Below are 12,571 nucleotides of genomic sequence, written 5' to 3'. Positions count from 1 at the left end.
AATTCATTAGTAAAAAATCAATTTATTTTTGATAATGATTATCAGTTATGGCAAAATCGATTTATCTCTCACTTTTTGCCAACCACAGTTGCAATCATCGGTAAGTCACAGTAGAATGCGCTTTCCCTGTCATAGCTGAATTAGAGATCGGCTATTGATGTATTTTTCACTCATTTTTCAGGAGTTATTATGTCTCTAAGTGCAGAAGCAAAAGCAAAAATCGTTGCCGAATTTGGGCGTGACGGTAAAGATACCGGTTCTTCAGAAGTTCAAATCGCACTATTAACCGCACAAATCAACCACTTACAAGGACACTTCAGTGTTCATAAAAAAGACCATCACGGTCGTCGTGGTTTATTACGCATGGTTTCCCGTCGTCGTAAATTGTTGGATTACTTAAAACGTACCGATCTTGAGCTTTACACCTCAACTATCGCACGTTTAGGTTTACGTCGCTAATATCAGCTTTTCTAATTCCAAAACCCTGCACAGCAGGGTTTTTTTATCGTAGTCATCTAGAAACAAAACCGCACTTTGCATAAAAGACAGCTTAATCTGTTCACAAGTTATTCAATAAATTCCTTATTCGCTTAATATTTCTTCAATTAAAAAAATATCGCAAATTCCTTATTGACTTGATTCCGTGAACTTTGTATTATCTGCGCCACTCGTTAAGAGTCAACCGTGCGGAGGAATGGTCGAGCGGTTGAAGGCACCGGTCTTGAAAACCGGCGAGGGTTTACGCCCTCCGTGAGTTCGAATCTCACTTCCTCCGCCACTTTAATTTCCTACAAACTTCTTTGACGTTACCCTTTTCATAAGAATCACTCAATTCCACATAGTTTTAACATTTATTAATCCCTTTTACTATCTACAAATAACCAAATTGTTTAAACCGTCCCACACGAATCATTATGAAAATGATATAAATCCAAACGCACTGATATTTAGCATTGATCGGATATCAGGTGGAAATAGTATGACTGATGTTTTCCGTGTTTTTTACAATTTGCAGCTGGTCAAACTAGTAAATCATATAAAAAAGTAATTTTAGCATATCGAAACCAACCTAAATTTTATATTGACGGAAGTTATTACCGTTTATTGGGAAATGAATACGGCACTCAAAATCCAGTCTATACTATCCGCACATTTCCTGAGAATGTCTATAATCCAGACGGTTCTAAAGCATTTAGCGAATGGACCGGTGGTTGGCTTGGGGTTACAAAAGCACAAATGGAAGATTTCAATGAATTCCATAAAAAATGGTATTTAAATAATATGCTTAAAAATTTCATAAATTAGTATATGTTAGCCCATTTACCTCAACCATACCCGAACACACTGTATAAATGTTTTTTCGAATATTGTGGCGTGAATCAGGCTAAAGATGTCAATGTGGAATCTTACGACAATATCATCGCCCACTTGGAAATTGAAAAATATGCCAGTGGTTATCTGCCGCCGTTTTTAAAGCTAGAGCCAAAAATCATTTATTTACCACAAAAGCATCCGTTAGATGATTTTAATTTTACCCACTTCACTCACTCGATGTTACGATCCAACATATTGAACGTTTAAAAACGAATTGGGATGACTGATTTCAAACCTTAAAGTTGTTAAACTAGCGGGACGGCATACACCGTAAATGAGTGATTACACGTTGTCAATCTGAACTTGCAAAAATACAACTCATTGATTAAGAAATGCAAAGTATCAGCGGAAGCCAAGCAAAAGAGAATAAATATATGAAACGCAACTGGGATTTAATCCGCCGTATTTTGCTCAAGTTGGAAGAAAAAGCCGATCCGAAAAAATCGCCACCGAAGCTCACGGATTTTATGCCGTTCTTTGCGGATAAAAGTGCGGGTGACGATGAAGACGACGGTAGTGAGGCGTTTTTGGCGAATAGATAAAGGAAATAAAAACGGTACATTTCTCCAACACGAATGAAAAACATACCGGCTTTTATTTATAAGGTAGATACTTTCTGTTATCATTAGGGCATGGTAAATGATGGACAGGAGAATGGTATGGATATGATAGATCGTTTGATTTTTGGATTTTGGGTCATTATTGCCCCTATACTTGTACTGTGTCTAATTGGACATTTCTTCGGTTAATTAAATATTTGCTTGAAAAGCTCGCTTCGGCGGGCTTTTGTGGTAGGTTGACAGCATGAAAATAACAGAAATAGGAGATGCAATGCGAGACACTTATAAATTTTTAGGCGAAGTGTTTGTCACCAGCATTAAAATCGAGGTTGCCTTGATTTCAATTTTAGTGGGAATTGCAGCGGCTGGCGTATTGTTATATCTCTTACTCTTTGTTTTTAGTTGGCAATACGTCTTGTGGGGAATAGTCTGTTTACTGAGTTTCGCAGCGATTGTAATTTATAGGATTGTGAAAAGTGTAAAAATAGAAGGTGACAAGCGAAAAAAAGCAGAGGAAGAAAAAAACAAAGTCCACTATTTCATTATTAAATAAAGTTAAAATTTACTAAAGCTCGCTTCGGCGGGCTTTTTTTATGGGGGAAGAAAATGGCGGGTTCGTTAGGTGTATTAAATATTCAATTAGCTCTGGATCAAGTTCAGTTCCAACAAAACCTTACTAAAGCACAGCAAAAAGCAAAACAGTTTTCAGATAAAACAACCCAATATTTAGGTAACATTGAAAAAGCAGCGCAGTCTATAAATAGATCAACTAACTGGTCCTTTATTAGCGCTATTGGAAATTTAGGGTTTAATTCTTTATCAAGCGGTGCGCAAAAATTTATTCATTATGCAGATTCTTACACCGAAATCGGTAACCGAATGAAACTGATTAGCTCAAATTCAGTGGAAAGTGCGCGGGCAATGCAAGCCGTATTTGATATATCAATGCGTACCAACCAAAGTGTTGACGCAACTGGTCAGGTATATCAACGTTTTGCGCAAAATGCGCAACAGCTCGGAATTAGTCAATCAAAAGTTGCAAGCCTGACCGAAACCGTATCAAAAGCCGTGGCTATTTCCGGTGCAAGTGCGGCATCGGCGCAAGCAGCGCTAATGCAATTCGGACAATCATTGGCGTCTGGGGTATTCCGTGGTCAGGAGTTTAATTCTGTTATGGACTTGGCTCAGACTATTGCGAGAGGATTAGGGGTAACTACAAGTGAAGTGTGCATGATACACAATCAGTGCTACTAACAACTGATTTCTTTATTCCAACATTAGAAAAGCAAAAACGGTTTAGCCGAAAATATTAATATTGCGGCCAATAACCTTAGATGAAGCAATAAACATAGCAATTTTATTCACTAACGGATTAACGATCGGGCATTTAGGCAACTACTCTGCTCAGTTATTAACTGATATTAACAGTACAAAAATACGTTTGCATACTATGCAAACCACTTCTTTATTTTTCTATCATTACAAATACCGATATTAAACGGAGAATAGAAAAAAGCCTGTTAATCAACAGGCTTTGGAAAGGTTTTTCTTTTAGAATATTAAGCTATCGATTAATGTCCGCCTTTTGTTGTCGGGTCAAATCCATCTAGGCGTCCATCAATAGGCCGCTGCTCCAAATCGGGAATACCGCCTTTTGTCGTCGGGTCAAACCCGTCCAGACGTCCGTCAATAGGCCGCTGCTCCAAATCGGGGATACCGCCTTTTGTCGTCGGGTCAAACCCGTCCAGACGTCCGTCAATAGGGCGCTGTTCCAAATCAGGCATACCGCCTTTTGTTGTCAAGTCAAACCCGTCCATGCGTCCGTCAATAGGGCGCTGTTCCAGATCGTTTGCTTGTGCACTCACTGCGGCCATGCCGACTAATGTTGCTGCTAATAAAGATTTATAGTTCATTTGGAACTCCTTTTTATAAAAAATTATTTTATAAAAAATAAACTCGTCAAGGTATTGTTTTTATAATCTTATTTTATTGCGCAGTAAAGGACAATTATTATACTTTGCATTAAGGATAATTTTTATAATTCAATTAAATATACTGCATAAAAAAATCATTAACGCCCTATTGTTTTACACGCATCTGTATTTAACGTCCATATTGTAACGAATCGGCAATCGAATTTTTGAATATGGCAGACACAAATCAAGATGCCATATGCCTTCCCGCTTCTTTTGAAGAATTTACTGCACATTAATTATTTACGATTCTATATTAACCGAGCATTTTTATGCGCTATTCTAAAGCGGTGAACTATTCGGTAGTCGATTTTTGTGATTTTATCAGAGACTGTAGACAGGAATTATCAAAAGTGCGGTATCAATAAAAGACTGATTATGCAAACGACAGGCAATTTTGACTTTGCCGTCTGCATTGATAACCAATGAACATACCCCGCCTTTCGATTGCTACAACAAGCCGAAAGACGAGGCTATAAAAATAATGGAAATTTATAAATAACTGACGTATTCCGCCAAGTCATAGGTTTTGGCTTTTTCCAGTTTCTGCTCCGCTGTGCCCAACATCAATAATGCAATGACTTTATCGTGCTCGCCACAGCCGAACATTTTACGCAATTCAGTGCCGTCAATCCAAGGCCCCGTCACCCAGACATTATCAAATCCCTGAGCATTGGCAGCCAGCTGCATGGCGTAAGTTGCACAGCCTGCGGTAAGCATCTGCTCCCAACCCGGAATTTTGGGAATATCGGTATTGATTTTGGCGATTACGGCAATAATCATCGGCACACGATGGCTCACACCTTCCGCTTTTTTCTTACGTTCTTCGCCCAAATTCAGTTCGTCAACCGCACTTTTCAACAGTTTTTCCAACACGTCACGCCCTTGTTTTTCGATAATGATAAAGCGGTAAGGGGTTAATTTGCCGTGATCCGGCGCATGCAGCGCCGCTTGCAAAATATTGTCCAGTTGTTGCCCCTGCGGCGCAGGCGCAACTAATTTTTTATTGGAACGGCGGCCTAACAATAATTCTAATGCATCCATTTTTATCTCCGATCGGGTTATCTTTTTGCATTCTTCCAAGAAAATTATTGTTACAATATATCTCATTTTTATCTCATTAAGAATTATTCTTTTTTGACGGAGCATCAAATGAAGATTTTGCTGACCATCCTTAAAACCTTATGGCGAGGGCTTTGCTTTGTACGTGATTTAGTAATGAATATCGTCTTTCTGCTGTTTGTCCTGCTGTGTCTCAGCGTATTCGGCTTATTTCTACAATCATCTCCGTCTACAGCAATTAAAGAAGGGGCGCTATTGCTCAATCTTGACGGCTATCTGGCCGACAACCGCCCGCAGGACAATTTGTTCAATGTGTTGCGCGAACTTGACGATCGCCAAATTCCACAACAAATTTCTACGTTCGATATTGTGCAGTCTATAAACTATGCTGCTGTTGATGAACGAATTAAAGGTATTGTGCTGGATCTAAACTATTTCAGCGGTGGGGATATGCCGTCGTTACAATTTATCGGAAAAGCCTTAAAGCAATTCAAACAGAATAACAAACCGGTTTATGCCATCGGACGAAGCTATTCACAAGCGCAATATCTGCTGGCAAGCTATGCCGATCATATTTATCTGAACAGTCACGGCGAAGTCGGGCTCACCGGACTGGCGCAAAATAATCTGTATTTCAAATCATTAATCGAGAAACTGGAAATCACCCCGCATATTTTCCGTGTCGGCACCTACAAAGCCGCCGTTGAGCCTTTCATGCGTAACGATATGTCGCCGGAAGCCAAAGACAATACCCGTTTATGGCTGAATCAAATGTGGCAGAACTACCAACAAACCATCGCCGAAAACCGAAAAATTACGCCAAGTGCGGTTTTGCCGCAGGCAAAGCAGTTTTTAGAAAAACTGAAAGCGGTTCAAGGTAATAGCGCAGAATATGCGCTTCAGCAATCATTGGTTGATGAACTGAAAAGCGATTGGGAAATTCAAAACGAACTGGCGGCAACCTTCGGTTATAACGAAACGGAACAACAGTATAATCAAGTATCTATGTCGGATTATTTAACCCTCATCGGCGACCGCACTTACAGCGATGCCGCCGCCAAAATTGCGGTGGTAAATGTAGAAGGTGAAATTGTAGACGGCATCAGCGACGATAATGCGGGCAGTGATACTATCGTAGCGCAATTGCAAGCGGTCTTAAACGATCGCGCCGTGCGTGCCCTGATTTTACGGATTAACTCGCCGGGCGGCAGCGCCTTTGCTTCCGAAGTTATCCGCCAGCAACTGCAACAGCTGAAATTGCAAGGCATTCCGATTGTGGTTTCAATGGGCGGCATGGCGGCGTCAGGCGGTTACTGGATTGCAGCCGACGCAGATTATATTGTTGCCGCTCCGAACACCATTACCGGCTCTATCGGCATTTTTGCCGCCCTGTTCACGTTAGAAAATACGCTGAAACAAGGCGGTATTTACAGTGACGGCGTCAATACCGGCCCGTTAAGTCGGCTTTCGTTAACCCAATCCTTACCGGACGAACTGAATCAGGCTATCCAAATGAATATTGAACACGGTTATGAACAATTTTTAACACTGGTTGCCAATGGTCGTGACTTGAACAAGGCACAAGTCGATGCGGTCGCCCAAGGTCAGGTTTGGCTCGGGGAACATGCCGCGGCAAAACATCTGGTGGACGAATTAGGTGATTTTGATGTTGCCGTCAATGCAGCCCTGAAACTGGTCAATGCAAACTTGACCGAAGCGGAAACACCGTTTGATTTCCTGCCGACACAATGGTTTGTCGATGAGCCTCAGGATATGATCAGCCGTTTGTTCAGCCACGGGCGGGCAAGCATACAAAGTGCGGTATTTAACGCTTTCGGCTTACCGCAGCAACCGCTCAAACAGCTTAAAAACCGGCTTGGTGTATTGAAGCAATTAAACGATCCGCGCGGACAGTATCTTTATTGCCTTGATTGTAGCGTCAGTTATTGATTCACTGCCACAAAAAAGCCCTTGTATTATTGATACAAGGGCTGATATTGAACTTAATAACAATTATGCAATCGATTTTTCAATTAATGCGATTAGCTGATTTTTCGGCAACGCACCCACTTGTGTCGTCACGGCTTTGCCTTCATTGAAAATCACCAGTGTCGGAATACTGCGAACCCCGAACTGAGCTGCAACTTGTTGGTTTTCATCTACGTTAATTTTAACCACTTTCACTTTGCCGTCCAATTCTGTGGCAATATCGTCCAGAATCGGCGCAATCATTTTGCACGGGCCGCACCACGGCGCCCAGAAATCCAATACCACCGGGAGACCGGATTGTAAAACATCACTTTCAAAGCTGGCATCGGTTGCATGTACTACTTCACTCATTTTATTTTCCTTAGGTTGTCTGTTTCTGTTTGCTTAAGATAAGCACTTCCTTATCAATTTTCAAGGTATATCCGTAAATAATCCTATAACTTTTTTGCAACTTTTATATAAAAATAATATAAAACAATGAATTACAAAGGAAACGCTACGCTAATCCGCATAAAGTCAAGACTTTGGCTAAGCTTTGACTTCATTCGGGCTGTCAATATTACGCACTAAATCCGCAATATTATGCAACGTCACCTCGGCAATACTGGTAATCGCTTCTTCAGTCAGAAACGCTTGATGCCCCGTCATCAACACATTATGAGAAGCGGCCAATAATGAAAACGTATCGTCTTGAATCACATCATTCGATTTGTCTTCAAAGAACAAATCGCGTTCGTTTTCGTACACATCAATGCCTAATCCTCGAATTTTGCGACTTTTCAGTGCTTGTAGGGCATCAGTAGTATTAATCAGCGAGCCTCGGCTGGTATTGACAATCAATACCCCTTCACGCATTTTGGCAAACGCCGCCTTATTCAATAAATGATGGTTTTCTGCCGTTGCCGGACAATGCAGCGTAATCACATGAGATTGCGCATACAGTGTATCCAAATCGACATATTCCGCTCCCAACTCAATTGCCGCCTGATTGACATAAGGATCATAGGTTAAAATATTCATGCCGAAGCCTTTTAATATCCGCATCACCGCAACACCAATTTTGCCGCTGCCGATTACACCGGCAGTACGCCCGTGCATATTGAAGCCGATTAAACCTTCTAATGAAAAGTTGGCGTCGCGAGTACGGTTGTAGGCTTTATTAATGCGGCGGTTTAATGCCAGCATTAACCCCACCGTATGCTCCGCCACCGCTTCCGGCGAATATGCCGGCACTCTGACGACTTTCAGACCAAATTCTTTTGCCGCCTGCAAATCGACATTATTAAAGCCCGCACAGCGCAAGGCAATAAACTTCACGCCCATTTCCGCCAGGCTGCGTAAAACCTCACGATTGGCAACATCGTTCACAAAAATACAAACCGCATCCGCACCTTCCGCCATTTTTACGGTACGTTCATTCAGTAAAAAATCATAAAATTCCAGATCGAAACCGTATTTTACATTCACCAGTTCGAAATAATTTTTATCATATTTCTTGGTACTATAAACCACTACTTTCATATCGTTTCTCCGAATAAAAACCGTTCTCAATGTAACAAATTTTGATAAATTCAACAATAGTTGAATAAATTAAATGTTATCGAGGACGCTTCGCCATAACTATGGCGTCATTGCCCGTGACGTGGGGTAATAAAATAAATAACGCCTTGAAGTACAAAGCGTTATTAAAGAAATCATTTGAAATAAAAAATGTTATTCCCACTCGATTGTTGCTGGGGGTTTTCCGGAAATATCATAAACCACCCGTGAAATGCCGTTCACTTCGTTGATGATACGATTGGAAATGCGTCCTAACAAATCATACGGTAAATGCGCCCAGTGTGCAGTCATAAAGTCAATGGTTTCCACCGCACGGATCGACACGACCCAGTCATATTTGCGTCCGTCTCCCATTACACCGACCGATTTTACCGGCAGGAATACGGTAAATGCTTGACTGACTTTATGATACCAGTCGGCCTTGTGCAATTCTTCGATAAAAATCGCATCGGCACGGCGCAGAATATCGCAATACTCTTTTTTCACTTCACCCAACACACGCACGCCCAAGCCCGGCCCCGGGAACGGGTGACGGTACAACATCTCATACGGTAAGCCCAACGCCAAGCCGATTTTGCGCACTTCATCTTTAAACAGCTCTTTTAACGGCTCAACCAAGCCCAATTTCATATAATCCGGCAAGCCGCCGACATTATGGTGTGATTTAATCACGTGCGCTTTGCCGGTTTTTGAGGCGGCGGATTCAATCACGTCCGGATAAATCGTGCCTTGCGCCAACCATTTCACATTCGCCTGTTTCTGTGATTCCTCGTCGAACACATCGACAAACACTTTGCCGATGACTTTGCGTTTGGCTTCCGGCTCGGATACGCCCGAAAGTGCGGTTAAGAAACGCTCTTCTGCATTAACATGAATAATGTTCAAGCCGAATTTATCACCGAACATTTCCATCACTTGCTCGGCTTCGTTCAAGCGTAATAAGCCGTTATCGACAAACACGCAATGCAGGTTTTTCCCAATTGCACGGTGCAATAAAAGTGCGGTTACAGATGAATCCACACCACCGGATAACCCTAAAATCACTTCGTCGTCACCGACTTGTTCTTTAATCCGTGCAACGGCATCTTCAATGATATTTTCTGCTGTCCAGCGATTTTCACAACCACAAATCTTCAGCACGAAATTTTGCAGCAATTCCAGACCGCTCTTGGTGTGAGTCACTTCAGGGTGAAACTGCACGCCGTAAAAATGTTTCGTTTTATCCGCCATTGCCGCAATCGGGCAAGAATCTGTTGCCGCTGAGATTTCAAAGTGCGGTGGAATTTGAGTCACTTTATCGCCATGACTCATCCATACGTCCAACAACGGTTGTTGCTGCGCCGACAATGCATTTTGCAACCCTTTGAACAGCGGATTATTTTGCACCACTTCCACCGAAGCATAGCCGAATTCACGTTCGGTCGAACTGTTCACATCACCGCCCAGTTGCACTGCCATCGTTTGCATACCGTAACAAATTCCCAATACCGGTACACCGGCATTAAACACATAGTCCGGCGCTCTCGGGCTATCCTGCTCGGTGGTGCTTTCCGGTCCGCCGGACAAAATAATGCCTGTCGGATTAAAATCACGGATATCCTGCTCGGAAACGTCCCACGCCCACAGCTCGCAATACACTCCGATTTCACGCACCCGACGGGCGATCAGCTGAGTGTATTGCGAACCAAAGTCCAAAATCAAAATTTTATGGTGATGAATGTTATTCATGTTATCCCTTGTAGTTAAAAGTTAGGGTATTTCCCACTATTGCCAACTGATCAATCAGCAATTATTGCTGATTGATTCAAATTTATAAGCAACAAATAAATGATTTGAAATTACCCCATTCGATAATTCGGTGCTTCTTTGGTAATGGTAACATCATGCACATGACTCTCTTTGATCCCTGCGCCGCTGATTTTAACGAATTCGGCTTTAGTGCGCAGTTCTTCAATGGTGGCACAGCCGGTTAATCCCATGCAGGAGCGCAAACCGCCCATTTGCTGATGAATGATCTCTTTTAACAGCCCTTTATACGGAATGCGCCCTTCAATGCCTTCCGGCACCAGCTTATCGGCGGCGTTATCGGATTGGAAATAACGGTCGGACGAGCCTTTGGTCATCGCCCCCAGGGACCCCATGCCTCGATAGGCTTTAAACGCTCTGCCCTGATATAGTTCGATTTCGCCCGGCGCTTCTTCCGTTCCGGCAAACATCGATCCCATCATCACACAAGACGCGCCGGCGGCAATCGCTTTCGCTAAATCCCCCGAATAGCGGATTCCGCCGTCGGCAATCACCGGAATACCGCGATCTTTCAGTGCTTCGGCGGCATCGGCAATGGCACTGATTTGCGGCACGCCGACACCGGTTACAATGCGGGTGGTACAGATTGAACCCGGCCCGATTCCGACTTTAACCGCACTTGCGCCGGCATCAGCCAAGGCAATAGCACCGGCGGCGGTCGCTACGTTGCCGGCAACAATCGGTAAATCCGGATATTTAGCACGGGTTTCACGCACCCGCTGCAACACGCCTTCGGAATGGCCGTGTGAAGAATCGATCAACAACACATCGACACCGGCTTCAACCAACGCATCAATCCGCGCTTCATTACCCGGTGCGGCGCCGACGGCGGCACCGACCCGCAAGCGCCCTAAATTGTCTTTACAGGCATTCGGTTTGCTTTCGGCTTTTTGGTAGTCTCTTAAGGTGATCATACCGACCAGTTTGAAATCGTCATTAACGACCAATACTTTTTCGATACGGTGGGCATGCATTAATGAAAAAGCTTCTTCTCGCGGTTCGTTTTCTTTCACCGTCACCAATCGCGCCTTCGGGGTCATAACCGATGTAACCGGACGATCCAAATCGGTGACAAAACGGACATCACGTCCGGTTACAATCCCGACCAACTCACCGCTTTCAGTGGTGACCGGATAACCGGCAAAGCCGTTTTTCTTACTCAGCGCTTCCAAATCGCGCAAAGTCATCTCGGGACGAACGGTAATCGGATCGGAAACAATGCCGCTTTCAAATTTTTTCACACGGCGCACACGATCGGCTTGACGCTCAATCGTCATATTTTTGTGGATAAAACCAATACCGCCTTCTTGTGCGAGAGAAATCGCCAGTTTTGCTTCGGTTACGGTATCCATCGCCGCCGACAAAACAGGAATATTTAAGCGGATATCTTTGGTCAATCGGGTGGATAAATCTGCCGTGTTCGGCAAAACGGCGGAATGGGCGGGAAGCAGTAAAACATCATCGAATGTCAAGGCTTCTTTAACGACTCTCAGCATGGCAATATCTCTCTTTTTTGAAAAGGTGAAAAATGAAAGTAAAAATATTGCGCTCGGATTATACAGATCTTGTCACGGCTTGTGAATTTTTATTTATCTTTTATTCAGGGCAAGCGCGCACTTTGTATAATAATCAAGCACTCACCCTGAGGGTCAAATGAAGATTATGCATTAAGATGTGTGCAGATTTTTGATAAAGTTAAATTCTCCAATAATTTCCCTAATACACTTTCAACTTTAGATAACAATCAGGGGATTACTGATTTCTCAATACCAATTACAAACGCTCTTACCATCTTAAATAGATTGGATCCTGCTATAAGAAATATTCAAGAAGCAATGGATTGGATACATACAGAATCAGGTTTTAGATGTTCTCCACAGGGAACAAATAAGAGACACCTTTCCCCTACTATCCAACTTGATGATGGAACTGAAAGACAGATCAACTGTGAGTTTCATATGAAGATAAATGCAAGTAACCATGCTGATAATTTAAAATACCATTCCAGAATTTATTTTGGATTAATGCCGGTAGGTCAATGTAAGCATATCTATTTATTACACTGCGGTAAACATTTATAATACTTATTGTTGCTTGCCACTTAGTACCATATAAAATGGATGTTATATGAAAGAGATAAATTATATAGATGGCATAGATCTATCATCATTGAGATTTATAGTTACTTTTTAAAACCCCGCATAAAATGTAAAATTCAAATGCTTTTAAAAATCAATGATATGAATA

At 42.5% G+C, this 12,571-nt stretch carries 12 protein-coding genes and 1 tRNA gene; 7 read left to right on the top strand and 6 right to left on the bottom strand.

Annotated elements, in window-relative coordinates; all coding sequences use genetic code 11:
* The first annotated feature begins 189 nt into the window (after positions 1–189).
* From rpsO to OA57_RS01705, 5 genes are all read left to right on the top strand, one after another.
* The gene (gene rpsO / locus OA57_RS01725; RefSeq protein ID WP_034612666.1) at positions 190–459 is read left to right on the top strand and encodes a 30S ribosomal protein S15; all 270 of its coding nucleotides are present in this window, start codon (positions 190–192) and stop codon (positions 457–459) included.
* Positions 460–688: 229 nt separating this feature from the next.
* Positions 689–778, top strand: a tRNA-Ser gene (locus OA57_RS01720).
* Between the two features lie 970 nt (positions 779–1,748).
* Positions 1,749–1,916 (top strand): DUF4035 domain-containing protein, encoded by a 168-nt coding sequence (locus OA57_RS12755; RefSeq protein ID WP_152596697.1) that lies wholly within the window; start codon positions 1,749–1,751, stop codon positions 1,914–1,916.
* Positions 1,917–2,178: 262 nt separating this feature from the next.
* Positions 2,179–2,487 carry a hypothetical protein gene (locus OA57_RS01710; RefSeq protein WP_152596696.1) on the top strand — a complete coding sequence of 103 codons (309 nt, stop codon included), beginning with the start codon at positions 2,179–2,181 and terminating at the stop codon, positions 2,485–2,487.
* 53 nt (positions 2,488–2,540) lie between these two features.
* Positions 2,541–3,188 carry a tape measure protein gene (locus OA57_RS01705; protein WP_052122327.1) on the top strand — a complete coding sequence of 216 codons (648 nt, stop codon included), beginning with the start codon at positions 2,541–2,543 and terminating at the stop codon, positions 3,186–3,188.
* A 317-nt stretch (positions 3,189–3,505) separates the two neighbouring features.
* Here OA57_RS01705 and OA57_RS01700 read toward each other — a convergent pair whose 3' ends face one another.
* Positions 3,506–3,847 (bottom strand): hypothetical protein, encoded by a 342-nt coding sequence (locus OA57_RS01700; protein ID WP_034612658.1) that lies wholly within the window; start codon positions 3,845–3,847, stop codon positions 3,506–3,508.
* Positions 3,848–4,399: 552 nt separating this feature from the next.
* Positions 4,400–4,951 carry an NAD(P)H nitroreductase gene (locus tag OA57_RS01695; protein WP_034612655.1) on the bottom strand — a complete coding sequence of 184 codons (552 nt, stop codon included), beginning with the start codon at positions 4,949–4,951 and terminating at the stop codon, positions 4,400–4,402.
* A gap of 108 nt (positions 4,952–5,059) precedes the next feature.
* On the opposite strand from OA57_RS01695, the gene sppA reads away from it, so the two are divergent.
* Positions 5,060–6,919: a signal peptide peptidase SppA gene (gene sppA / locus OA57_RS01690; RefSeq protein WP_034612653.1), complete on the top strand. Its 1,860-nt coding sequence runs from the start codon at positions 5,060–5,062 to the stop codon at positions 6,917–6,919.
* Between the two features lie 63 nt (positions 6,920–6,982).
* Here sppA and trxA read toward each other — a convergent pair whose 3' ends face one another.
* From trxA to guaB, 4 genes are all read right to left on the bottom strand, one after another.
* Entirely contained in the window at positions 6,983–7,309 is a 327-nt protein-coding gene (gene trxA, locus OA57_RS01685; RefSeq protein WP_034612651.1) for a thioredoxin, read from the bottom strand.
* Positions 7,310–7,486: 177 nt separating this feature from the next.
* Positions 7,487–8,479 (bottom strand): 2-hydroxyacid dehydrogenase, encoded by a 993-nt coding sequence (locus tag OA57_RS01680; protein WP_034612649.1) that lies wholly within the window; start codon positions 8,477–8,479, stop codon positions 7,487–7,489.
* Positions 8,480–8,671: 192 nt separating this feature from the next.
* Complete coding sequence (gene guaA / locus OA57_RS01675) at positions 8,672–10,246, bottom strand: glutamine-hydrolyzing GMP synthase (RefSeq protein ID WP_034612646.1); 1,575 nt, start codon at positions 10,244–10,246, stop codon at positions 8,672–8,674.
* A 110-nt stretch (positions 10,247–10,356) separates the two neighbouring features.
* Complete coding sequence (gene guaB / locus OA57_RS01670) at positions 10,357–11,820, bottom strand: IMP dehydrogenase (RefSeq protein WP_034612644.1); 1,464 nt, start codon at positions 11,818–11,820, stop codon at positions 10,357–10,359.
* Between the two features lie 180 nt (positions 11,821–12,000).
* Here guaB and OA57_RS12315 point away from each other — a divergent pair, with 180 nt between their 5' ends.
* Positions 12,001–12,405 (top strand): hypothetical protein, encoded by a 405-nt coding sequence (locus tag OA57_RS12315; RefSeq protein WP_200883583.1) that lies wholly within the window; start codon positions 12,001–12,003, stop codon positions 12,403–12,405.
* Positions 12,406–12,571 lie beyond the last annotated feature (166 nt).

This window comes from Chelonobacter oris (assembly GCF_000772535.1).
In the GTDB taxonomy this organism is placed as follows: Bacteria; Pseudomonadota; Gammaproteobacteria; order Enterobacterales; family Pasteurellaceae; genus Chelonobacter; species Chelonobacter oris.
The sequence above is the reverse complement of the archived record's forward strand: the minus strand, read 5'-3'. Positions and strand labels throughout refer to the sequence as shown.